Genomic DNA, 21,385 nt, shown 5'->3' with positions numbered 1-21,385 from the left:
CGCCGGCGCGTGGGTGCCGGCGATGCGCTGTTCCGGCTGGAGCCGGAGGATTTCGCCAACCCCTGGCGGCGCGTTCGCATGCAGGCGCTGATCCGTGCCCATGCCCGCGCCGTGCCGCTGCCGGATGGCGTGGTGCTGTGCCGCGCGCTCGGCCGCTATCCGCTGGTGGTGGAGGGCCGGGACCTCGGCCTGTCGGCGCGGCTGATGATCGAGGGGTTCTGGGACTACGCGGTCGTGTCCTTCATCGCGCGCGTGCTGCGGCCGGGCCAGGTGGCGATCGATGCCGGCGCCAATCTCGGCTTCCTCACCGTCCTCATGGCGGACATGGTCGGCCCGGCCGGGCGGGTGGAGGCGGTGGAGCCGAACGCGGCGCTGGCCGGGCTGGCGGGGCGAAACCTGGTGATGAACGGCCTGGCCGACCGCGTGCGCATCCACCAGGCCGCCGCCGCCGACAGGGGCGGGGAGGTGCGGTGGCTGCGCCTCGACACCGCGGATCCGAAGAACGGCCATCTGCTGCCCCCCGGTTCGCGGCCGGCGGGTGGCGGCGGCACGGTGACGGAGGCGGAAGTGCCGACCCTGCGGCTGGACGACCTGGCCCCGGGCGCCGTGGATTTCGTGAAGATCGATGTGGAGGGGGCGGAGGAGGCGGTCTGGGCCGGGATGCAGGGCCTGCTGGACCGCAGCCCGGACGTGCTGGTGCTGATGGAGTTCAACCGCGACCGGGGCCAGGACCCCGCCGCCCTGCTGCACGCCATCGCCGCCCGCTTCCCCCTGCGCCACCTGCGCGCCGATGCCCGCGTGGCGCCGCTGTCGCTGGCGGAGGCCCTGGCCCGCGATGGCGACATCCAACTGGTGCTGGCGCGCCGCGCGCGGTTGTAGCGCCTATCCCGGCGCGCCTGGCGTCGCCGCATCCTCGGTGACGCCATCCGCCGCGCCATCCGCCGCGCCATCCGCCGCGCCATCCGGCGCGATGGCGAGGGAGAGGGTGAAGCGCGCGCCCGCGCCGGCATTCTCCGCCACGATCCCCCCGCCCATCGACCGCATCAGCCCGTGGCAGATGGACAGGCCCAGCCCGGCGCCGCGGTCCGGCCCCTTGGTGGTGACGAAGGGCTCGAAGACCCGGCTGAGCACCGCCGGGGGGATGCCGCCGCCGGTATCGGCGACCGTCAGCCGCGCGATCCCGTCCTCCACCGCGGTGGTGATGGCGATCTGCCGCGGCGCCCCCGGCGGCAGCGCGGCCACCGCATCGCGGGCGTTGAACAGCAGGTTGAGCAGTACCTGCTCGATCGGCACCGCATGGCCCAGCACCACCGGCGCCGGGGGGCCGAGCGTCACCAGCACTTCCGCCCCGGCTTCCGCCAGCGCGCCGCCGCACAGCGTCAGCGCGCCGTTCACGGCATCCGCCAGGTTCACCGGCACCAGCCCTTCCGAATCCTCCCGCCCGCGGGCGAAGCGGCGCAGGTAGTCGATGATCGCCGATCCCCGCTTCACCTGGTCCAGGATGCGGTCGAGCCGCTGCAGCACGCGGTCGTTGTCGCCGCGCTTCGCCGCCATGACGGCGACGCCGGCGGCCAGCGAGATGGCGGTCAGCGGCTGCCGCAATTCATGCGCCAGCCCCGCCCCCATCTCCCCCAGCGAGGCGAGGCGGGAGGCGGCGAGCGCGCGGGCCTCCGCCGCCCGTTCGGCGGTGATGTTGACGATGTAGCCCACCACCAGCCCGCGGCCGTCGGGCAGTCGTTCCAGCAGGCGCAGCGTGCTGCGCATCCAGGCCCAGCCGCCATCGGGCTGGCGCATGCGCCAGTCCATCACCGCCTGTCCTTCCACCAGCGCCCGCTGGTAGATGCCCTCGAAATCCGCCTCGGGATCGGCGAGGTCGGCCCAGGGTTGCCGGCGCGGGAGGGCCTCCTCCGGCCAGCCGGATACCGCCGCGCTGTCGCCGTTGCGGTAGAGGTGGCGGGCCGTGCCATCGGGCCCGACCTCCCGCAGGAAGACGATGGCGGGCAGCCCGGCCAGCAGGCGTTCGATCTCCGCCCGCCCGGCCTGTTGCGCGGCCAGTTCGCGCCGGTCGTTCCGCCCGCGCAGCACGGCGAAGCCCGCCAGCAGCAGCAGCACCAGCGCGCCCCAGGCCACCAGCGCCGCGACGCGCGCCCAGGCATGGACCCGCTTCGCATAGGCGAGGTCGGGTCCCAGCGGCGCGGACCCCAGCGCCAGCATGGTGCCGCCGGGCACGGTGCGCAGGCTGATCATCACCTCCTCCCCGGTCAGGGGGCTGTGGCTCCGGAAGGGGGTGGTTTCGCCGTTCAGCAGCGCCGCCCGCGCCCGTTCGGTGACGAGGGCCTGGCCGACCAGCCGGGCCGTCCCCGCGCTTCGCACCAGCAGGTCGCCTTCCTGCCGCAGGATCGCCGCGACCTCCCCGGGGCGGTGCGCCAGGCCGGCCAGGGCCTGTTCCAGGCCGCCGATATCAAGCGCCACCACCACGACGCCGCCGAAGCCGCCGCCCGGCGCCTCGATCCGGGCGGAGACGGGGATGGTCCAGCCGGGCAGGGCGGCATCCGCCGGCGCGGTGCCGATGGTGGGGTTCACCCGCGCTGGCCCGGCGGATGCGGTATGGGCCCGGAACCAGGGCTTGTCCGCGACCGACCCTTCCCGCGCGGCGGAGGACCAGATCACGGTGCCGGCCGCATCGGCGATGGCCACGCGTGCGATGGCGCCGCCGGATTGCGCGATGTGGTCGGCCAGCAGCGTCGCGACCTCCGCCCGGATGGCGGCTTCCTCCGGCGCGCGATGGGAGGCCCAGTGCCCGGCCAGGGCCTGCGCGTCCCGCGCCGCGGCCAGGGCGCGCTGGGCGAACTGGCTGGCGACTTCCGCGATCGCGTCGGCGCGCTGTTGCGCGGCTTCCAGCGCATCGCTCTCGACATGCTCGCCGATCGTCTCGGCCCCGGACCACAGCAGCAGCAGGGCGAGCAGCCCGGCGCAGCCGGCAAGGAATGCCGACCATCGCCGTCTCCGGGGCAAGGTGCCTGTGTGGACCATCTGGGGTTGCACCATTAGGTCGGGTTCTGTGACTCGTCCGTTAGCCAGGGTGAAACATCGACCGTCGCGGCGCGACCCTTGCCTTCCGGGCGCGGGCGGCGTTTTTTGCGTGACCGAAGAATGCCAGGAAAGGCGGCCGAGAGCCCATGCCCCAAGAAACCGCCCCCGCGGGCGACGCCGTCCCGGAGGACCTCTGGCGACTGCGCCGCAGCATCGACAATATCGACGCCGCCCTGGTGCATATGCTGGCCGAGCGTTTCCGCGTGACGCGGGAAGTGGGCGTGCTGAAGGCCGTGCATCGCCTGCCGCCGGTGGATGTGTCGCGTGAGGAAGCGCAGGTCGCCAAGCTGCGCGGCATGGCGGATCGTGCGGGCCTCGACGCCGATTTCGCCGAGGATTTCATCCGGCGCGTGATGGCGGAGGTGGTGCGCCAGCATGGGGAGATCGCCGCGGAGCGGCGTGGATCATAGCGCCGCGGAGCGGCGTGGATCCTGATTGAGGACGGTCCAGGGCCGTCACGGCCCTGGCGGTAGGGGTCCGGGGAAGGCAGCGCCTTCCCCGGAATCACTCAGACCTTCGTGTTGGTCCCCATGTACCGATCCTCCAGCCCCCGCCAGGTGGCGTTGTCGAACAGCGTCCACAATTCGCCATGGCTGAGCATCCGCCCCGCGCTGGCGTTGGAGGAGCCGGTTTCCTTCAGCGAGGCCAGCACTTCCAGCCCCGCCTTGGCGAAGAGCCGCGTCAGCGCGTTCGGGTAGATCGCCAGCCGGAACCCCAGTTCCTGGAGTCGCGCCGCTGGCAGGATCGGCGTCTTGCCGCCTTCCACCATGTTGGCCAGCAGCGGCACGTCCGGGAAGGCGCGGCCGACCTCGACCAGTTCCGCTTCGCTCTGCGGGCTTTCCACGAAGATCACGTCGGCGCCGGCGTTGCGATAGGCGCGGGCGCGCTCGATGGCGGCTTCCAGCCCTTCGCCGGCGCGGGCGTCAGTGCGGGCGATGACGACGAAATCGGGGTCCCGCCGCGCCTCCACCGCCGCCTTGATGCGCATCGACATCTCATGCGTCGAGACCAGCTTGCGGCCGGGTTCGTGGCCGCACTTCTTCGGCCATTCCTGGTCTTCGATCTGGATGCCGCTGACGCCGGCTCGTTCATATTCCCGCACCGTGCGGATGACGTTGAGCGGCCCGCCATAGCCCGTGTCGCCATCGGCGATGACGGGGATGGAGACGACGTCGCAGATGCGCCGGATCCGGTCCAGGATCTCCCCGAACGAAAGGGCGGAGACGTCCGGCGCGCCGAGTGCCGACATCGAGATGCCGGCGCCGGTGATGTAGAGGCAGGAATGGCCGGAGGCCTCCACCAGCCTTGCGCCGACGCAGTCGAAGGCGCCGGGGGCGAGGAAGAGGTCCGGCCCCGCCAGCAATTCGCGCAGCCGGCGGTTGCGGCCGGTGGCCTCCGCCAGACCGATGGGGAAGGTGGGGCCGGCGGGCAGGGGCGCGTCGTCGGGCATGGCGTTCTCTCCGAAGGGACTTGGTGACCGTTTGAGAACACTGGCGGGTCGGTTTCGCTGGGTTTTTCCGCCCCTGGCCTCGTGCCGAAGGCACGCCTGCGGCATGATGCCCGGCTTGCCGATGCAACCAGCATCGGCCGCGCCCGGCTCCTGCCAGGGCCGAAAAATCCCTCGCGAACCCTCAGCCGCCAGCATTCTCAAACGATCACTTGGATACAAGCTAGTCGCGCCCGGGGCGGGGCGGAAGACAGGGGTTTTCCCGGTTTTGCGACGGCGCCGCTTGGGTCCATGCTGCGCGGCAGAAGCTGCCCGAGGACGACCGCCGATGATCCCCCGCCGCCTGCTGCTGGCCGCAACCCTTGCCACGCCCGCCCTGGCGAACGCCCAGGGCCGTGCGGCGCTGCGCATCATCATGCCCTTCCCGCCGGGCCAGGGCAGCGACATCCTGATGCGGCTGCTGGCGGAGCGCCTGCAGGGCCCGCTCGGCCAGCCCGTCGTGGTGGAGAACCGGGCCGGCGCGGGCGGCACGCTCGGCATGGAATACGCGGCCAATGCGGCGCCGGATGGCAACACCATCGTGATGGGCGGCAGCGGGCCGACCACCATCGCGGGCAGCCTCTTTCCGCGGCTCGGCTACGACACGCTGCGGGATTTGACGCCGATCGCGCTGATCGCCAGCGTCCCCCAGCTCTTCATCGTCAACAACGACTTCCCCGTGCGCAGCATCCCGGACCTCATCGCGCGGGCCAGGGCCAATCCGGGCGGCATCTTCTACGCCTCCTCCGGCAATGGCACGACGCAGCATCTGAATGTGGAACTGTTCAAGACGCTGACGGGGACCGACCTGACGCATGTGCCCTATCGCGGATCGGGCCCGGCGCTGGCCGATCTGGTCGCGGGCCAGGTGCCCTTCATGTCGGACACGCTGGCGGCGGTGACGGATCTGGTCCGCACCGGCCGCGTGCGCGCGATCGGCGTGACGTCGAAGGAGCGTTCGCCCTTCTTCCCGGAGATCCCGACCATCGCGGAGCAGGGCGTGGCCGGTTACGAATCCGTGGGCTGGATCAGCCTGCTCGGCCCGCGCGGCCTGCCCGATGCCCAGGCGGCGCGGATCGAGCAGGCGGTGGAGGGCGTGCTCCGCCAGCCCGATTTCCAGGCGCGCCTGGCCGACCAGGCCTTCACCGCCACCTTCCTCAACCGCACCGATTTCGCGGCCTTCATCCGTAGCGAGATCACGAAATGGGCGGGCGTGGTGCGGGCGGCGAATGTGAAGGTGGATTGAGGATCAGGGCCGCGCGCGGGCGGAGACGGGTTCGCTCACCTCCTCCAGCGACCTGCCCTCCGCCGCGAAGCCCAGGCGCCATTCGGTGATGGCGGCCAGGATCATCAGGGCGGCGCCGAACAGGTAGCCCCACATGATGTCCACGCGCTGCCCGCCCTCGATCAGCCAGCCGAACAGCGCGGGGCCGACCACGCCGCCGATGCCGGTGCCGAAGGCGTAGAAGACGGCGATGCCCATGGCGCGCATCTCCAGCGGGAAGCTCTCGCCGACCGTCAGATAGGCGGCCGACGCCGCGGCGGAGGCGAAGAAGAAGATCACCGTCCAGCAGGCGGTCTGGCTGGCCGCCGATAGCCAGTCTTGCGCGAAGGCGAAGCCGGTGATGGCCATCAGCACGCCGGCGATGCCGTAGGTGGCCGTGATCATCGGCCGGCGTCCGATGGTGTCGAACAGCCGGCCCAGCAGCAGCGGGCCCATCAAATTGCCGATGGCGAAGGGCAGGATGTACCAGCCCACATGCTCGTTCGGCACGGCGTAGAAGCGCGTCAGCACCAGGGCATAGGTGAAGAAGATCGCGTTGTAGCAGAAGGCCTGGCAGGCCATGAGCACCAGCGCCAGCACGCTGCGGTCCCGGTGCCGGCGGAACATGATGCCGACGACCTCGACGATGCCGATATGGTCGCGGGGATGCAGGCGGATCGGGCCATGCTGAAGGGGCGGCAGGGGGCCATGGCGGGATTCGGCGCCACGCTCGATCTCGCTGACGATGCGCTCGGCTTCCTCCGGCCGCCCATGCGTCATCAGCCAGCGCGGGCTTTCCGGGATGAAGCGGCGCAGCAGCAGGATCACGAAGGACAGCGCGCCGCCGACGATGAAGGCCGCGCGCCAGCCGATCTCGGGGTCCACCACCGCGGGGTTCAGCACCACCAGGCCGATCACGGCACCCATCGCGCCGCCGGCCCAGAAGGTGCCGTTGATGACGATGTCCGTCTGCCCGCGCCGCCGTGCCGGGATCAGTTCCTGGATGGCGCTGTTCACGGCGGCATATTCGCCGCCGATCCCCGTGCCCGTCAGGAAGCGGAAGAAGGCCAGCGACCAGAAATCCCAGGCGAATCCCGTCGCGATGCTCGCCAGCAGATAGACCGCGACGGTGGCGGTGAAGAGCTTCTTCCGCCCCAGCCGATCCGTCGCCCAGCCGAAGCCCAGCGCCCCCAGCACCGCGCCCAGCAGATAGGCCGAGGCCATCAGCCCGACCTCGGTTTCCGTCAGGCGCAGGCTCGGGCTGGCGGCGATGGCGGCGGCCAGGCTGCCGACCAGCGTGACCTCCAGCCCATCCAGGATCCAGGTAACGCCGAGTGCCACGCAGACCAGCGTGTGGAAGCGGTCCCAGGGCAGGCGGTCCAGCCTGGCGGGGACCGAGGTCTCGAAGCTGCCATCGGCCGAACGGGCGGAACTCTCGCGCATGCGCCGGGCCTCCCTGACCCGGCGTGTTCAACCGCCTTCGGTATCCGGCGGTTCCCGGCTACCGGCAGGGCACCAGGCGGATGTTCTCGACCTGCGCATCCACCGCGGCGCCGCTATCCTCGACATCGGTGGAGATCACCACCTCCTGCAACCCCGGCACCTCGCCCCCCCCGAAGGCGATCCGCCAATCGGCGCCGAGGTCCACCTTCTCCTCCACCCATTGCCCGCGCGGTGCCTCGGCGGGGCGCAGCACGCGGATGCGGGTGATGGCGCCGGTCCAGGGGCTGGCGAAGAAGGTGCCGGCGGCGACCTCCCGCCCCGTGCCACCCCAGACATAGCTCAGCACGCTGCGCGGCAGGCGGTGGTCGCCCGCGCTGGCCTGCGCCACGGCGTGCTGCGTGCGCGTCACGAAGCTGGCGGCCGGCCCGAACTCCACGAAGCCGACGGAGATCGCGAGTGCCCGGTCATCGCCGCCCCGCTTCGTCAGATCCGTGACCGGCGGCCCCGCATCCACGCGCCAGCGCCAGGCCAGGCAGGTGGCCGCGCCGGAGAGGGGCCGGAAGATGAAGCCGCCCTCGCCCCGCCCGCGGACCCGGATGCCGCCCGAGGGCGTGGCGCTGAAATCGGCGGGGCGGATGCCGTGCCATTCCATCTTCCGCCAGCCCAGTGCCGCCACATCGGCGTGGGTGCGGCCTGGGGAGACCGCGCCCCCCAGCAGGGGCGCGGCCAGCAACACGGCCAGGGCGGCAATCCGACGATCCATTGCCGCCCACTCTGCGCAGTCCCACTCCCTGAAACAAGAGTGAACAAACGGTAATCCGTCCTCAGCGCGCCGGCAGCCGGGCGAGCGTATTGGCCTCCGCCGCCGCCACGATGGCCTGGACATCCTCCGCCAGCAGCAGCCTTTCGGCCTGGAGGCGTTCGGCACTGGCGCGCACGGCGGCGACATAGGCGGCCTGGCTCGGCCAGCGTTCCTCGATGGAGGGGCGCGGATCATTCGCCGCCTGGCGTTCCGCCCGCGTGGCGGCGAAGGGGATGACGCCGCCCTGGTTGGTGCAGAGCGCGCCTTCCCCGAAGCCCGCGGCGCGGGGGTTCCAGCCGGTATAGGTGGCGCGCGGTGCCTCGATCACCGGGGTGCGGAGGCCACCGATGGCGTTGCCATCGGCATCCAGGCGCGGGAACAGGATGGGATAGCTGCCCACCACCGCCGGCGGGTTTTTCGACGTGTCCAGAAGCGGCGCGGGGGTCCAGGACGTCAGGCGCGGCATGCCGGGGATGGCGGGGTTGTCCGCGGCGGCGACCAGCGTCCCATGCGCCAACATCGGCACGCGGCTGGCCGGCGGCTCCGCGCCTTCGCGCACCCAGGCTTCCAGCGCCGCGACCAGCGCCCGGGTCGGCGCGCCGGCCTGCAGCGGGTTCATCGACATCTGGCACATCGGGTTGCGGTTCGCGACTGCCTGCGCCACGGCGTAGTGCGGATGGCCCGTCATCATGTAGCCGCGCACCTCCCGCGGCAGGTCGACATGGCGTCCGGCGGCATCGGTGTAGGTCAGCGACCCGCGCGCGCCCCAGAACTCGAACTCCGTATCGGTCTGGAAGACCCGCGGGCAGGTGTTGGTGATGCGGCAGCGCCGCAGCAGCCCATCCCGCGCGCCGGTCAGCGGGTCGGTCGTCGTCGCATAGGTGAAGGGGAACTGATCGGCGGCGTAGAGGCGATCCGTGTGGTCGGACGGGTTCCGCCCGGGCTGCGCCCAGCGGACATTCATGAAGGTGCGCCGGCTGCCCGGGATATGCGCCACCAGCCCGTCGAAGACCGGGCGGCCGCGCGTATCCTCGTTGAAGCCGAGATGCAGGTAGTCCCGCAGGAAGCGCCCGGACTGGGAGATGCCCATGCCCATCGTGGCGGTCACGGTGCTGCGGCCATTCACCGCCAGCGGGTTCGCATCCGATCCCTCTCGCCGCAGGAAGGCCGTGACGTCACGGAACGCGGAAAAGCCCATGCCGAGCACCAGCGGGTCGCGGGCCGTGTAGGTCATCTCATAGATCGCGCCGGCATCGAAGCCGGCTGGGCGAGTGATCTCGATCCGGTCGCCATCCAGCAGGCGATATGTCAGCCCCGCGGGGGTCTGGCGCGCATCCTCCTGCCGCGCGCGCACCGTCAGCACGATGCTGGCGGGATCGGCGACGGGATAGGTCAGGGTGCCGATGGCGGGGTTCGTGGTGTTGTCGAAGACGAACTCCTCCCGCGACGGGCCGGTGATGCCGGCGATGCGCGGGACCTGGACCTTCATGCCCTGCGGCCCCGGCGTCGAATCCCCCTGCCAGCCTACCCAGGCCAGCGTCATGCCCTGGCGGAAGGTCCAGGCATTGCCGGCATCGCCGGCCTGTTCCAGCCGCGTCGTCCCTGCCGCCGATGAGTCGTTCAGCACCTGCGTGATGATGCGCCGGCCGCGGTTCGGCGGCTCCACCAGCAAGGTGCCATTGCCGCGGGACAGGTCGGCGGGACGCAGGATGATGACATCCGCCGTCGCCTCGACGCGCCCCTGCGCGTTGCGCGGCGCGCGGTCGATATCGGCGATGACGGCATTGCGCGGGTCGGCCGAGTCCAGCGCGATCGTCGCTCGCGCGCGGATCTCCACATAGGGACCGACAGCACCGAAGCTGCGGCCTTCGAGGGCGGGGCGCGGCGGGCCCGTCAACTCGAACCGGACCACCTCCGCCATCGCGGCCGGTGCAAGCGCGCCAAGCGCCACGGCGCCCAACAGGATCTGCTTCATGGTCGATTTCCTTCCCCTGGTTGGCGGGAAGGCTCGCGCGGGGCGGGCAGGGATGCAATGGGGAAGGCGCTGCCTTCCCCATACCCCATCCGCCAGGAGGCAGAGCCTCCTGGACCGTCGTCAGCCCGCCGGGCGGCGGGGGAGGGGGGCGTGGCCGGGGGAGGGGGCGACAGGCTCGCCAGCCGGCGCCACGGGCGTGCCGGGGGGCGGGGGGCGGTTCATCATCGCACCCGTCATCGGGATGAAATACACGCCCACATCCTTGCGGCTGCGCACGCGCCCATCCTCCTCCTTCGTGTAGATGTAGAGGAACTGGCCGCGCCGGAAGGGCTGCCCGATCGGGATCACCAGGCGCCCGCCAGGCTTCAGCTGCTGGATGATGGCGGGCGGCACATACTGCGCGGCACAGGTCACGATGATGGTGTCGAAGCCGCCCTCCACCTCCGGCCAGCCGAAGAAGCCGTCGCCCACGCGCGTCTCGACATTCGTGTAGCCCAGCGGCTCGAAGATCCTCGACACGCCGCGGCCCAGCGGCTCGATGATCTCGATCGAATACTGCTTTGCCACGATCCGCGACAGCAGCGCGGACTGGAAGCCGGACCCCGTGCCGATCTCCAGCACCACATGGTCGGGCTTCGGCGCGCAGACCTGCGTCATGTAGGCCTGGCCGAGATAATCGGACAGCGCGGAGCCGAAGCCGACGGACCAGGGCTTGGCCTCGCTCTCATAGGCATCGCCGGGCGAGGGCCGTCCGCCATCGTAGTTGTAGTGGAAATACTCCCGCGGCACCTCGGCGAAGGCGCGCAGCACCGCCGGATCGGCCTCCCCCTGGAAGCGCGCCTTCAGGTAGCTCTCGATGCCGGCCAGCGCGCGCGCCTTCCGCTGCTGGACCGCCTGGAAGGTGGCGGCGGAGATATCGCCATTGCGGCCGGAGGCTCGCATGGCGGCGTTGAACGCATCCGGCGACCAGGCGGGCGTCTGCGCCCGCGCCACGGCGGGCAGGGCGAGCCCAGCGACAAGCAGCGCGCGTCGGCTGAGGGAGATGGCGGTCATCAGGCGGAACTCCGTGGCCAGGCGAGGGCGACGGCAAGGTAACAAGCCGCTCCTGCCAGCAACAATGGCGCGATGCCGATTCCGTGGGCAATGAGATTCGCCAGCGGCGTGGCCACCACGGAGAACGCCCCGTTCAGCGCCCAGGCCCAGGGCAGCAGCGCCGCGCCTTCCTGCCGGAAGCGGTCGAGCCCCAGCGGGAAGGGCATCCCCATCGCCAGCGACAGCGGCGCCAGCGCCAACACCAGCAGCCCCGCACGAACAGCGAAGGGCAGGTCCAGCGCCGCCGCCACCGCGCCAGGCAGCACGAAGGCGGCGCCGACGCCGAGCACCAGCGCCAGCAGCGCCGCGATTCGCAGCGCCCGCCCGGGATTCGCGACGCGCCCGGCCAGCACTGCGCCCAGGCCGGAGAAGACGAGCATCGCCGTCAGCACCAGCGCGAAGCCCGCCGTCCGGTCGCCCAGCAGCAGCGCGGCCTGTTCGATCAGCGCGATCTCCACCATCAGGAAGCCGAGGCCGAGCGCCGGGAAGAAGACCAGCGCGCGCCCCATCATGGCGGGGCGGACGCGCAGCGATCCCCGCGCGAGCAGCGGCAGGCCGGCGACGACCAGCGCCAGCAGCGCCGCCTGCGCCAGCACCGCGACATTCACCAGCAGCCCGATCTCCGGCTGCGGCAGCACTTCCATCCGCTCGATCGCCGCCCCCACGGCGGGAAGCCGCACCAGCGGGCTGAGCCAGGGGCGATCGGCGGTCAGCGGCGAGCGGTCGAAGGCATCCTGCCGCGGCGTGCCCGACAGCAGCGCCGCCGCTTCCTCCGCCACCGCATCCGCGCTGGACCCGCTGCCGCTATCCACGCCGCCGCTGTCCAGCGAGACGGCCGATAACTCGTTCCAGACCTCTCGCCCCGGCGGCAGCCCCGGCGCCCAGGAGAGGTCGAAGCTCCGCGCCTCCGCGAAATCGAGCAGCTTCGCGACGCGCGCTTCGTCGAAGGCCTCCCGCGCCACCAGCACGCGGAGGTTCCAGGCGGATCGGATCACCGCGAGATGCGCGCCGGGATCCGACACCCCCGCCAGGCGCAGCGCCGCCTGCGCGGTGGCGATCACCCGCACCGCATAGGCCGGCAATTCGCGGATGCTGACGGGGATGGAGATCATCCCGCCGGGGTTCAGCTGCGCGAGGCGCGCGGCCAGCGCCTCCCGCGTATAGGCGTGGCGGTTCTGGTCATCGGCGCTGAGGAAATCGCCGCTGACATCGACCAGGTCGAAGCGCCCCGCGGCACGCAGCGGATGCGCGTCCGACAGCGTGATGCGCGGATCCGGCGCCATCGCCGGCACGGGGCCGAGGCCGTGGCGCAGCGCGTCGCGCAGAACGGCCTCGGGCTCGATCACCGTCACATGGGCGGCGCCCAGCGCCAGCGCCTCCGCGGCGCGGAACCCGCCGGCGGCGCCCAGCAGCAGGACGCGCGGCGCATCCAGCAGCGCATAGGGCGCGGCATCCAGCGCGCCGGGCGCGTGGCCGGCCTCCACCGGCAGCCGCATCGGCAGCGCCGCGATCCGGCTGCCGTCGCGATAGAGGCCATAGGCGCGCGGCGGCGCCGGCATGCCCATGGAACCGGCGTTGTTGGTGACGTCGGTGTCGAGGCGTTCCGTGAAATTGTCGAGCAGCTGGTAGAGGCCGCGAGGGCTGGTCCATTCCCCCAGCACCTGGCCGCCCTGCACGTTCAGCGGCGCGTAGATCGGCTTGTACTGGCTGACCGCGGGTGCGGCGAAGGCGAAGACGGCCGCTTCCGCCGCGACCAGCACCGTGACGGCGGCGATGCGCCACCGCCGGCCACCGGCCAGCGCGGTGGCCAGCGCCAGCAGCGGCAGCAGCGCCGGCACCAGCAGGAAGGGATGCAGCACCAGCATCAGCAGCAGCGCCGCCACCGCCCCCGCGCCGGCGCCGAGCAGATCGTAGCCATAGACCAGCCCGATCCGCTCCGGCCGCGCCACGAAGTTCAGGGAGACGGCGAGACCCGCCAGGAAGAAGAAGGGGAACAGCGCCGCGTAGTAGCCGAGGATGTTTTCCAGTTGCGGCCATGCCGTCGCGGGATTCTGGAGTTCCAGCGGGTTGAAGGGATTGGCCGAGGCCGCGATCCACCCCGCCGCGCCCGCCACCAGCATCGCCAAGGGCAGCGCGGGCAGCAGTGTCGCCGCGCGCCGCAGGAAGGCGTCGCGCCCCAGCACCATCACCACGCCGGAGACGGCGAAGCCCGTCATGGCGATGGAGATCACCCAGTAGCCATATTCGGAGAAACTCGCGACGGCGAAGAAGCGCGTCAGCGCGATCTCCACGCCGACAGCCGCGGCGGAGAGCAGGAACAGCGGCAGCAGCGCGCGCATCACGTGAAGGCAGCCTCGCGCGCCATGAAGGTCTCGATCCGCGTGTTGAAGCGCGCGGCGGCATCGACGAACAGCGCGTGGCCGGCATCCTCGTAGAGGTCCATGCTGGCGCGGGCGTGCTTCTGCGCCACCAGCTGCGCCTGCCCGCGGAAGCGCGGCGTGACGGCGTAGAGCACCGGCCGGCGCGTGGCGTAGAGCGTGTCGCGCCAGAATTCGCGCGGCCGGGCGTAGGACAGCAGGCGGATGCTGTCCTCCAGCCGCATGCGCTGCGCATCGCGCGCCAGGCGGTCCAGATAGGCCGGCTCTCGCGGGGTGCGGAACATGGAGGCCACGAAGCCCCGGACCGTGGCATCCCGGTTGGCGCGGAGGTTCTGCAGGAAGCGCCCGTTGCCGGCCGCCGGCGGATCGCCCTCCCCGACCGAATTGTCGATCAGCACCAGGCCCGCGAGCCGCGCATCGCCCGCCTGGTCCAGCCAGGACAGCACGTCCAGCACGCCGAGCGACCAGCCCGCCACCACCACGCGCCCGGGGCCGAGATGCGGCATCAGCTCCGCGATGTCGCGCCCGCGCCGGGTCGGCTCATAGCCCGACCGCGCGATGTCGGACTGCCCCTGGCCGCGGGGGTCCAGCACCACCACGCGGTAGCGCTGCGCCAGCTGTTCGATCTGCGGCGTGAAGATCCAGGCCGGCATGCACCAGCCCGGCACGAAGACGATGGTCGGCCCCGCGCCGGCTTCCAGGAAATGCAGCCGCGTCTGGTCGGAGGCGACGAAATACCGGCTGGTCGCCTGCGGCTGCGCCCGCGCGGGGGTGGCGAGCAGGAAGGGCGCCGCCAGCAGGCCCCGCCGTGTGATCGCCCCGGCGAAGCCCATGCCCGTTCCCCCTGTCCCCGCGCCGAGTCGCGCTTGCCGGGACAAGGCTTAGCCGCCGATGCGGCTGTCGATCCAGTCCCGCCGCGTCACGGCGTAGAGCAGGTGGTGCCGCAACGGATGCCCCTCCGCCAGGCGCGGATGGTCGAAGGTCCCCTCCCGCCGCATGCCGAGCTTCTCCATCAGCGACCAGGAGGGGACATTGGCGGGCGGCGTGAAGGCGACGATGCGATCGAGGCCCGCAGGCCCGAAGCCATAGGCGAGCGACACCCGTGCCGCTTCCTCCGCCAGGCCGCGGCGCTGGAAGCGCGTCGCGATGCGCCAGCCGATTTCCGTCACGGGGCGCGCGGGATCGTTGAACGGGGCCTCGAACATCACGGGTTGCAGGCCGACCACGCCGACCATGCCTTCCCCCTTCAGCTCCACCACCCAGAAGCCGTAGCCGCGATCCCCGAACAGGCCGGCGATCCGGTGGCCCCAGGCATCGCTTTCCGCCCGGTCATGGACATTGGCGAAGAAGCGCATGGCTTCCAGATCGCCATTGATGGCGAAAAGCGGGTCGAGATCCTCCGGCAGCCGCCAGGGGCGGAGCGTGACGCGGGGGCCGTGCAGGGTGGCGGGGGCGGTCATGGCGGGGGCGATGTTCGCCCATCCGTCAGCGCCGGGGGAGGGGGGGATTGCGGCGCCGGGGGCCACCAGAAGGCGGTGCCGGGCAATTCCTTGCGAACCGCCTCCTGCGCCTCTCGCCGAAGATCCTCGTCCGGGCTCGTCTCATCCTCCCCGTTCAGCTGCACATGGCGGTCGTAGAAGGTATCGTAGCGCTTCCGGTGGTCGTCGCTGATGCTGCCGGCCTGGCGGATGGCGAAGGCCAGCTTCTTCAGCGCGAAGAAATTCGCGTGGTAGCCCTGCTGCTGCCGCGTGAAGACCTCGATCCGCTTGCCCGGCGCGCGCAGCGGCTTGACCACCGCGGCGAAGGCCGCGAACAGCGCCAGGCCCTGCCACAGGACCTGCCCCGCCCCCTGGTTCCACAGCGCCAGCGCGCCGATGCCCGACCCGCTGGCCGTCACCGCCGTCGTCACCTCCAGCAGGAAGGCCTCCTTCTGCAGGGCACGCAGGCGGCCGCCGTAGTAGATGGCGTTCATGCGCGACGTGCATTGCAACTCATAGATCGCCGTCAGCAGGCCGATATCGGCATCGGGCCAGGCCGCTGGCGCCGGCGGGGTGGTCGTCGTGCTCATCGGGGGATTCCGCGGCCAGGGGGACCGATGGTCCAGGGCGTGGGCGATTCGATGGTCAGGCCCGGGGCGGGTGCGGGCGCCTCCAGCGGCGGGGTGCTGCGGCAGGCGGCCAGGGGCAGCGCGAGCGCGACCGCCGTGACGATGGCGGCCACCGCCTGCCCGGACCGGCACGGCGCCCCCATGCCGCTCATGGCTCGGCGGTCCCGGATGGCGGCCGCAGCCCCCAGGGCTCCTGCGCCTCGATGCTCGCCACCATGTCCGGTGGGGCTTCCTCCGGCGCCGCGGCGGCGGCGGCGCCCAGCAGGTTTTCCAGCGCCAGGATCCGGGCGCGGAGTTCGGCGATCTCGGCCCGCAGCGCCGCGATCTCCTCACGCGGGTCAGGCGGCGGGGGTGCCGTCATCGGGGCGATCCTTGCGTGTGCGGGACGAAGACTAGGCGGCTTCGGCATCGTTCGGGAAGTTGCTTGATCGCCGTCGATCGTCGGGCGCCTCGCCCGGGACCAGGCATCCCTTCCCCGCCCGCCCATCACCTCCCTGGGCGCCTCGCCCTCGCGCCGAGTCCGGGCTAGGTTCCGCGCCGGGAAGGAGCCGCCCCATGAACCCGCCGCCCCTGGATGTGACCGTGGATACCCTCGCCGCCAGCGTGCCCGATGGCGCGCTGGTCGCCCTGCCGCCGGACAATTCCCTGCCCTCCGTGGCGCTCGCGCGGGCGCTGATCCGCCGCGGCGCCCGCGGGCTGCGGCTGCTGGGCGTCCCCGTCTCCGGCTTCGCCACCGACCTTCTGGTGGGCGCGGGCTGCGTGGCGGAGATCGAGACCAGCGCGGTCTCGCTGGGCGAGGCCGGCTTCGCGCCCCGCTTCACCCAGGCGCTGAAGGCCGGCACGATCGTGGTGCGGGACGCGACCTGCCCGGCCATCCACACCATGCTCCAGGCCGCCGAGAAGGGCGTGCCCTTCATGCCGCTGCGGGGCATCATCGGCAGCGACATCCTGGCCCATCGCCCGGACTGGATGGTGATCGACAACCCCTTCGCCGGGGGCGGTGATCCAATCGTCCTGCTGCCGGCCCGCCAGCCCGATGTCGCCCTGATCCATGGCGTCATGGCCGATGAGGCCGGCAATGTCTGGACCGGCCGCCGCCGCGAACTCTCCACGGTGGCCCATGCCTCGAAGCGGGTGCTCGCCACCGTGGAGCGGATGGTGCCGGGCGACATGCTGGAGGATGAGCGCCTGGCGCCGGGCTGCATCAGCGGCACCTATATCGAGGCCGTGGCCGTCGCCGAGCGCGGCGCCTGGCCCGTGGCGCTGCTGGACGAATACGGCTTCGACGCTGGCCATGTCGCGGAATATGCCCGCCTGGCGAAGACCGATTCCGGCTTCCGCGACTACCTCGACCGCTACGTCTTCAATGGCGTGCAAGCGAGGGCCGCGGAATGACCATCCAGCTTGAGGAACGCCTGGCCGCCGCGCTGGCGCGGCTGATCCTGGACCCCGCCGCGCCCCCCGCCCGCCACATCGCGGTCGGCGCCGCATCGCCCATCCCCGCCGCCGCCTGCTGGCTGGTGCGGAAATCGGGCCATCCCGTGCGCCTGTCGCTGCTGCACAAGCGGTCGGGAAACCCCTTCACGGAAGGGTCGCGCGAACTCTTCGACCTGACGGGGCAGGGGCGGATCGACCTGTTCTTCCTCGGTGGCGGGCAGATCGACGGCCAGGCCAACCTCAACCTGGTCGGCACCGGCGAATGGCCCGGCGGTTCACCCCAAGGCGGCGTGCGCTTCCCCGGCAGCTTCGGCTCCGCCTTCATGTATTTCATGACGCCGCGGACGATCCTGTTCCGGGAGGAGCATTCCCCCCGCGTCCTGGTGCCGCGCGTCGACAACATCTCCGCCCCCGGCGTGTCCGAACCCGGCGTCTTCCGCCGCGGCACCGCCCAGGCGCTGGTGACGGGGAAATGCGTCTTCACCTTCGACGCCACCGCCGCCCGCTTCACCCTGGCGAGCCTGCATCCCGGTGAGAGCGTCGAGACCATCCGCGCCGCGACCGGCTTCGATTTCGACGTGCCCGCCGACATCCCCGCCACGCCCGACCCGACGTCGGAAGAACTGGCGCTGCTGCGTGGCCCCGTCTGCGACGAGATGCTGGAAACCTACCCCGAATTCTGTGCCCGTGTTTTCTCAAGGAAGCTTGCCGCATGACGGACGCCGTTCCCACCCCCGAGGGCAAAGGCCTGGCCAAATCCGCCGGTGCCCTCGCGGGCCTCAAGGTCATCGACCTCACCCGCGTGCTCGGCGGCCCCTACTGCACCATGATCCTCTCCGACCACGGGGCGGAGGTGGTGAAGATCGAGCCGCCGCAGGGGGACGAGGTGCGCGACTGGGGCCCCCCCTTCGTCGAGGGGTCGGCCAGCTACTTCATCGGCGTGAACCGCAACAAGCGGTCCCTCGCTCTCGACCTCGGCAAGCCCGAAGGCCGCCAGGTGCTGATGCGGCTGCTGGATGGCGCCGATGTGCTGATCGAGAACTACAAGCCCGGCGCCATGGAGAAATGGGGCATGGGCTACGCCGAGGTCCTGTCGAAGCGTTTCCCGAAGCTCGTGCATTGCCGCGTCTCCGGCTTCGGGCCGGACGGGCCGCTGGGCGGGCTTCCGGGCTATGACGCGGTCATCCAGGCGATGGTCGGGCTGATGTCCATCAACGGCAACGCCGATACCGGCCCGCTGCGCATGGGCACGCCGATCGTCGATCTCGCCACCGGCCTCTATTCCGCCATCGCCATCCTGATGGCGCTGCAGGAACGCAACCGCAGCGGGCAGGGCCAGTTCCTCGACATGTCTCTGCATGATTGCGGCATGGCGCTGCTTCATCCGCAGGCCGCCAACTATTTCCTCAATGACCGCCGCCCCAAGGCGACCGGCAACCCGCACCCGAACATCAGCCCCTATTCGAAGTACCGCACCGCGACCTGCGAGGTCTTCCTCGCCGTCGGCAACGACCCCGCCTTCCGCAAGTTCTGCGAGTTCCTGTCGCTGAAGTCGCTGCCCGACGACGCCCGTTTCCGCACCAACGGCGACCGCCTGGCCAATCGCGACCAGCTGACGGAGATCATCGAGGCGCGGCTGGCGGCGGAGGATGGCCACGACCTCTGCGACCGTCTCCTCAAGGCCGGCGTGCCGGCGGGGCCCGTCCTGCATGTGGACGAAGCGATGAATGCGGCCCATACCGCCCATCGCGAGATGGTGACGGAGCTCGGCGCCTACAAAGGCCTCGGTACCCCCATCAAGATGAGCCGCACGCCCGGCGGCACCCGTGCCGCCCCGCCGCGGTTCAACGAACACGGTGATGACATTCTGGCCCGCCACGGCTTCACGGCGGATGAGGTGGATGAGTTGAAAGCAAAGGGAATCGTGGTGGGCACGCGCCGCACATGAGCAGGGAACCACCGCGCAGCCTCCGCGCCATCGAACAGCCGGCGGAGATCGACCGCCTGCTGGCCCTGTGGGGCAAGGCCTTCGACGAGAAGTCGATCCCCGCGCGTCAGCGCCCGCGCCTGAAGCCCATGGGCCCCGGCCGGCGTGAAGGCTTCACCCAGTGGGGCGCCAAGGTCGGCGGGATGGAGATGAACATCTCGCTGGAGGAAGTGACCGCCAATCGCTGGCGCATCGACCACGGCAACCAGGGCGCGCTCGCGATGCTGGACGGCCAGCCGGTGCTGCTGCGGCAATGGTATGTGAAGCGTGCGCCGACCGATGCCTCCCTGACCGCGGCGGAGATCGCGCAGGTGTCGGAGGAACCGCCCTTCTACGTCACCCCCGGCGTACATCGCGGCACGCCGACGGAACGGCGGCTCTACCAGATCGTGGCGATGCCGGAGGCTGATCCGGTCGCGGTCCGCGAACAGACGGCGGCGGCGATCGCGCGGCATGCGGCGGCGCTGGAGAAGTTCGGCTTCGCATGAGGTGGCGCGCGGGGGGAGCGCTGCTCCCCCCGCACCCCCCACGCCAGGGGGCAACGGCCCCCTGGACCACGTCAAATGATCCCGGTCCAGGGTCCGGCTGGACCCTGGCGGGTGGGGTGTGGGGAGGGCAGCGCCCTCCCCATCCCGCATGCCAGCCCGGCTCAACCCCATGCCCGCACCCATGACTCCCCGCCTCTGGGCGCTGCTCATCGCGCTCTCCCTCGCCTGGGGCGGATCCTTCCTGACCATGGCGCTGGCCCTGCGCGGCTTCCCGCCCTTCACCATCGTCTGCGCCCGCACCGCCATGGCGGCGCTGGTGCTGGGCGCGGCCTGCCTGGCCCTTGGCCTGAAGCTGCCACGCGGACGGCAGGCCTGGCTGGCCTGCGCGGGCATGGGGCTGCTGAACAACGCCATCCCCTTCACCCTCATCGTGCTCGGCCTGCAATTCATCCCCTCCGGCCTCGCCGCGGTGGTGAATGCCGCGACGCCCGTCTTCGCCGTGCTCTGCGCCCATTGGCTGGCGGATGATGAGCGGCTGACGCCGAACCGCCTGGCCGGCGCGGCGACCGGCGTGGCAGGGGTTGCCATCCTGATCGGCCCCGCCGCCTTCGACCTCGATCGGGGTGGGGAGGCACTGGGCATCGCGCTCTGCCTCGGCGCCTGCCTCTCCTATGGGCTGTCCGGCGTCTGGTCCCGCCGCGTGAAGCGGGCCGGGCTCGCGCCGCTGCCGGCCGCCACCGGGCAATGCGCGACGGCCTGCCTGATGATGCTGCCGCTGTCGCTGGGCTTCGAGCATCCCTGGGCGCTGCCGGTGCCGCCGGCGGAAGCGGTGGTGGCGCTGGTGATCCTGGGCCTGGTCGCGACCGCCCTGGCCTATGCGCTCTACTACGCCATCCTCGCCGGTGCGGGGGCGACCAACACCATGCTGGTCACGCTGCTGGTCCCGGTCTCCGCCCTGCTGCTGGGCTGGCTGCTGCTGGATGAGGCGCTGGCCCCGCGCCACTTCGCCGGCATGGCCGTGATCGGCACCGGCCTGCTGCTGATCGATGGCCGCCTTTTCAGGCGCCGCGCATCGGCAGGATGACCAGGGCATAGACGGCAAAGGTCGTCACGACACCGCCCAGCGCCATGGCGCCCAGGAAGGCGATGCCGCGCCGCCACCCGGCCCAGCGACGCGTCCCCAGCCAGGCCACGGGCACGGAAAGCCCCCACCAGGCGGAAATCAGCAGGAAGAAGGCCCAGAAGCTCTCCCCGGGCAGCAATTCCTCCGCCGGCCAGACCAGCCCGATCAGCGGCAGCGTCACCATCGCGAAGGCGATCCCCGGCAGCCCGAAGGCGACCAGCGTGCCGAGCCAGGACAGCGCCGCCCCTGCGAGCGCGGAGCCCAGCGCCGCCTGCCACAGCGGCCGGCGCCTCAGGGCCAAGCGAAGCCCCGGGCCATGGCCTGCTGCTCCGCCGTTTCCGCCGCATGGGGCAGGTAATGCGCGCGGACATAGTCCAGCGCATCGCCCTCCACCCCCGCCGCGCGGGCCAGGCAGGCCATGAACAGGCCCGTCCGGCCGATGCCGGCGCGGCAGCCCACATGAACGGGCCGCCCCGGATCGGCTTCCAACTGCGCCAGCACGCGGCCCACGGCATCCCGCAGCACCGCGGGGTCCGGCAGGCCGAAATCCGGCGTCGGCACCGCGACATCCGCCAGCCAGGCCTTCTCGGCCTGCATCTCCAGGCAGACGCCGAAGGCGCCGTCCGGGATAGAATCGAAGGGGCCGCCGGTGATGGTCACGGGATGCCCCGCGACCACCAGCGGCAGGGTGCCGCGAATCCTCATGCCCC

General features: G+C 71.6%; 22 protein-coding genes. 8 read left to right on the top strand and 14 right to left on the bottom strand.

The features are described from left to right. The first annotated feature begins 9 nt into the window (after positions 1 to 9). Positions 10 to 879 carry an FkbM family methyltransferase gene (locus BM041_RS24335; RefSeq protein WP_175534142.1) on the top strand — a complete coding sequence of 290 codons (870 nt, stop codon included), beginning with the start codon at positions 10 to 12 and terminating at the stop codon, positions 877 to 879. Between the two features lie 3 nt (positions 880 to 882). Here BM041_RS24335 and BM041_RS24330 read toward each other — a convergent pair whose 3' ends face one another. After that, the gene (locus BM041_RS24330; protein ID WP_175534141.1) at positions 883 to 3,015 is read right to left on the bottom strand and encodes an ATP-binding protein; all 2,133 of its coding nucleotides are present in this window, start codon (positions 3,013 to 3,015) and stop codon (positions 883 to 885) included. 164 nt (positions 3,016 to 3,179) lie between these two features. On the opposite strand from BM041_RS24330, the gene BM041_RS24325 reads away from it, so the two are divergent. Beyond that, positions 3,180 to 3,503, top strand: a complete 324-nt coding sequence (locus BM041_RS24325) for a chorismate mutase (protein WP_092962511.1) — start codon at positions 3,180 to 3,182, stop codon at positions 3,501 to 3,503. Between the two features lie 98 nt (positions 3,504 to 3,601). Here the strand turns inward: BM041_RS24325 and BM041_RS24320 are convergent, their stop codons facing one another. After that, positions 3,602 to 4,543: an isocitrate lyase/PEP mutase family protein gene (locus BM041_RS24320; RefSeq protein ID WP_092962510.1), complete on the bottom strand. Its 942-nt coding sequence runs from the start codon at positions 4,541 to 4,543 to the stop codon at positions 3,602 to 3,604. Between the two features lie 325 nt (positions 4,544 to 4,868). On the opposite strand from BM041_RS24320, the gene BM041_RS24315 reads away from it, so the two are divergent. Then, on the top strand, positions 4,869 to 5,825 hold the full coding sequence (locus BM041_RS24315) for a Bug family tripartite tricarboxylate transporter substrate binding protein (protein ID WP_175534140.1): 957 nt from the start codon (positions 4,869 to 4,871) through the stop codon (positions 5,823 to 5,825). Between the two features lie 3 nt (positions 5,826 to 5,828). Here the strand turns inward: BM041_RS24315 and BM041_RS24310 are convergent, their stop codons facing one another. From BM041_RS24310 to BM041_RS24265, 10 genes are all read right to left on the bottom strand, one after another. Then, positions 5,829 to 7,286: an MFS transporter gene (locus tag BM041_RS24310; RefSeq protein WP_092962509.1), complete on the bottom strand. Its 1,458-nt coding sequence runs from the start codon at positions 7,284 to 7,286 to the stop codon at positions 5,829 to 5,831. A 58-nt stretch (positions 7,287 to 7,344) separates the two neighbouring features. Next, the gene (locus BM041_RS24305; protein ID WP_175534139.1) at positions 7,345 to 8,049 is read right to left on the bottom strand and encodes a DUF3047 domain-containing protein; all 705 of its coding nucleotides are present in this window, start codon (positions 8,047 to 8,049) and stop codon (positions 7,345 to 7,347) included. Positions 8,050 to 8,110: 61 nt separating this feature from the next. Continuing rightward, positions 8,111 to 10,063, bottom strand: a complete 1,953-nt coding sequence (locus BM041_RS24300; protein WP_092962507.1) for an alpha/beta hydrolase domain-containing protein — start codon at positions 10,061 to 10,063, stop codon at positions 8,111 to 8,113. Between the two features lie 120 nt (positions 10,064 to 10,183). Beyond that, positions 10,184 to 11,116, bottom strand: a complete 933-nt coding sequence (locus tag BM041_RS24295; protein WP_092962506.1) for a protein-L-isoaspartate O-methyltransferase family protein — start codon at positions 11,114 to 11,116, stop codon at positions 10,184 to 10,186. After that, a complete protein-coding gene (locus BM041_RS24290; RefSeq protein ID WP_092962505.1) occupies positions 11,116 to 13,494 on the bottom strand; it encodes a spermidine synthase family protein in 2,379 nt (792 codons plus the stop codon). The genes BM041_RS24295 and BM041_RS24290 overlap by 1 nt, the downstream gene beginning before the upstream one ends. Beyond that, the gene (locus BM041_RS24285) at positions 13,494 to 14,366 is read right to left on the bottom strand and encodes an alpha/beta fold hydrolase (RefSeq protein WP_092962504.1); all 873 of its coding nucleotides are present in this window, start codon (positions 14,364 to 14,366) and stop codon (positions 13,494 to 13,496) included. The genes BM041_RS24290 and BM041_RS24285 overlap by 1 nt, the downstream gene beginning before the upstream one ends. 48 nt (positions 14,367 to 14,414) lie before the next feature. Next, complete coding sequence (locus BM041_RS24280; protein ID WP_092962503.1) at positions 14,415 to 14,993, bottom strand: GNAT family N-acetyltransferase; 579 nt, start codon at positions 14,991 to 14,993, stop codon at positions 14,415 to 14,417. Continuing rightward, positions 14,990 to 15,601 carry a hypothetical protein gene (locus tag BM041_RS24275; protein ID WP_092962502.1) on the bottom strand — a complete coding sequence of 204 codons (612 nt, stop codon included), beginning with the start codon at positions 15,599 to 15,601 and terminating at the stop codon, positions 14,990 to 14,992. The genes BM041_RS24280 and BM041_RS24275 overlap by 4 nt, the downstream gene beginning before the upstream one ends. Further along, the gene (locus BM041_RS24270) at positions 15,598 to 15,792 is read right to left on the bottom strand and encodes a hypothetical protein (protein ID WP_092962501.1); all 195 of its coding nucleotides are present in this window, start codon (positions 15,790 to 15,792) and stop codon (positions 15,598 to 15,600) included. The genes BM041_RS24275 and BM041_RS24270 overlap by 4 nt, the downstream gene beginning before the upstream one ends. After that, positions 15,789 to 16,001, bottom strand: coding sequence for a hypothetical protein (locus BM041_RS24265; protein WP_092962500.1), 213 nt, complete (start codon positions 15,999 to 16,001; stop codon positions 15,789 to 15,791). Before BM041_RS24265 ends, BM041_RS24270 begins: the two co-directional genes overlap by 4 nt. A gap of 194 nt (positions 16,002 to 16,195) precedes the next feature. Here BM041_RS24265 and BM041_RS24260 point away from each other — a divergent pair, with 194 nt between their 5' ends. The 5 genes from BM041_RS24260 to BM041_RS24240 all read left to right on the top strand — a co-directional run bounded on the left by BM041_RS24260 (position 16,196) and on the right by BM041_RS24240 (position 20,636). Beyond that, on the top strand, positions 16,196 to 17,035 hold the full coding sequence (locus tag BM041_RS24260) for a CoA transferase subunit A (RefSeq protein WP_092962499.1): 840 nt from the start codon (positions 16,196 to 16,198) through the stop codon (positions 17,033 to 17,035). After that, positions 17,032 to 17,793 (top strand): CoA-transferase, encoded by a 762-nt coding sequence (locus BM041_RS24255; RefSeq protein ID WP_092962498.1) that lies wholly within the window; start codon positions 17,032 to 17,034, stop codon positions 17,791 to 17,793. Before BM041_RS24260 ends, BM041_RS24255 begins: the two co-directional genes overlap by 4 nt. Continuing rightward, entirely contained in the window at positions 17,790 to 19,025 is a 1,236-nt protein-coding gene (locus tag BM041_RS24250) for a CaiB/BaiF CoA transferase family protein (RefSeq protein ID WP_092962497.1), read from the top strand. The genes BM041_RS24255 and BM041_RS24250 overlap by 4 nt, the downstream gene beginning before the upstream one ends. Next, on the top strand, positions 19,022 to 19,552 hold the full coding sequence (locus tag BM041_RS24245; protein WP_092962496.1) for a hypothetical protein: 531 nt from the start codon (positions 19,022 to 19,024) through the stop codon (positions 19,550 to 19,552). Before BM041_RS24250 ends, BM041_RS24245 begins: the two co-directional genes overlap by 4 nt. Before the next feature lie 181 nt (positions 19,553 to 19,733). Next, complete coding sequence (locus BM041_RS24240) at positions 19,734 to 20,636, top strand: DMT family transporter (RefSeq protein ID WP_092962495.1); 903 nt, start codon at positions 19,734 to 19,736, stop codon at positions 20,634 to 20,636. On the opposite strand, the gene BM041_RS24235 is transcribed toward BM041_RS24240, so the two are convergent. After that, positions 20,611 to 20,976 (bottom strand): hypothetical protein, encoded by a 366-nt coding sequence (locus BM041_RS24235; protein WP_092962494.1) that lies wholly within the window; start codon positions 20,974 to 20,976, stop codon positions 20,611 to 20,613. The two genes, BM041_RS24240 and BM041_RS24235, sit on opposite strands and share 26 nt — an antisense overlap. Beyond that, entirely contained in the window at positions 20,967 to 21,380 is a 414-nt protein-coding gene (locus BM041_RS24230; protein WP_092962493.1) for a protein-tyrosine phosphatase family protein, read from the bottom strand. The genes BM041_RS24235 and BM041_RS24230 overlap by 10 nt, the downstream gene beginning before the upstream one ends. Positions 21,381 to 21,385: the final 5 nt, after the last annotated feature.

Origin of the sequence: Falsiroseomonas stagni DSM 19981 (assembly GCF_900114315.1) — a bacterium.
GTDB lineage: Bacteria > Pseudomonadota > Alphaproteobacteria > Acetobacterales > Acetobacteraceae > Falsiroseomonas > Falsiroseomonas stagni.
This window is presented reverse-complemented; position numbering and strand designations above follow the sequence as displayed.

Excerpts from the sequence above, each read along its gene's own strand:
- BM041_RS24325 (WP_092962511.1), top strand. The coding sequence starts at position 3,180 with ATGCCCCAAGAAACCGCCCCCGCGGGCGACGCCGTCCCGGAGGACCTC.
- BM041_RS24320 (WP_092962510.1), bottom strand. The coding sequence starts at position 4,543 with ATGCCCGACGACGCGCCCCTGCCCGCCGGCCCCACCTTCCCCATCGGT.
- BM041_RS24315 (WP_175534140.1), top strand. The coding sequence starts at position 4,869 with ATGATCCCCCGCCGCCTGCTGCTGGCCGCAACCCTTGCCACGCCCGCC.
- BM041_RS24310 (WP_092962509.1), bottom strand. The coding sequence starts at position 7,286 with ATGCGCGAGAGTTCCGCCCGTTCGGCCGATGGCAGCTTCGAGACCTCG.
- BM041_RS24305 (WP_175534139.1), bottom strand. The coding sequence starts at position 8,049 with ATGGATCGTCGGATTGCCGCCCTGGCCGTGTTGCTGGCCGCGCCCCTG.
- BM041_RS24300 (WP_092962507.1), bottom strand. The coding sequence starts at position 10,063 with ATGAAGCAGATCCTGTTGGGCGCCGTGGCGCTTGGCGCGCTTGCACCG.
- BM041_RS24295 (WP_092962506.1), bottom strand. The coding sequence starts at position 11,116 with ATGACCGCCATCTCCCTCAGCCGACGCGCGCTGCTTGTCGCTGGGCTC.
- BM041_RS24290 (WP_092962505.1), bottom strand. The coding sequence starts at position 13,494 with ATGCGCGCGCTGCTGCCGCTGTTCCTGCTCTCCGCCGCGGCTGTCGGC.
- BM041_RS24285 (WP_092962504.1), bottom strand. The coding sequence starts at position 14,366 with ATGGGCTTCGCCGGGGCGATCACACGGCGGGGCCTGCTGGCGGCGCCC.
- BM041_RS24280 (WP_092962503.1), bottom strand. The coding sequence starts at position 14,993 with ATGACCGCCCCCGCCACCCTGCACGGCCCCCGCGTCACGCTCCGCCCC.
- BM041_RS24275 (WP_092962502.1), bottom strand. The coding sequence starts at position 15,601 with ATGAGCACGACGACCACCCCGCCGGCGCCAGCGGCCTGGCCCGATGCC.
- BM041_RS24270 (WP_092962501.1), bottom strand. The coding sequence starts at position 15,792 with ATGAGCGGCATGGGGGCGCCGTGCCGGTCCGGGCAGGCGGTGGCCGCC.
- BM041_RS24265 (WP_092962500.1), bottom strand. The coding sequence starts at position 16,001 with ATGACGGCACCCCCGCCGCCTGACCCGCGTGAGGAGATCGCGGCGCTG.
- BM041_RS24260 (WP_092962499.1), top strand. The coding sequence starts at position 16,196 with ATGAACCCGCCGCCCCTGGATGTGACCGTGGATACCCTCGCCGCCAGC.
- BM041_RS24255 (WP_092962498.1), top strand. The coding sequence starts at position 17,032 with ATGACCATCCAGCTTGAGGAACGCCTGGCCGCCGCGCTGGCGCGGCTG.
- BM041_RS24250 (WP_092962497.1), top strand. The coding sequence starts at position 17,790 with ATGACGGACGCCGTTCCCACCCCCGAGGGCAAAGGCCTGGCCAAATCC.
- BM041_RS24245 (WP_092962496.1), top strand. The coding sequence starts at position 19,022 with ATGAGCAGGGAACCACCGCGCAGCCTCCGCGCCATCGAACAGCCGGCG.
- BM041_RS24240 (WP_092962495.1), top strand. The coding sequence starts at position 19,734 with ATGACTCCCCGCCTCTGGGCGCTGCTCATCGCGCTCTCCCTCGCCTGG.
- BM041_RS24230 (WP_092962493.1), bottom strand. The coding sequence starts at position 21,380 with ATGAGGATTCGCGGCACCCTGCCGCTGGTGGTCGCGGGGCATCCCGTG.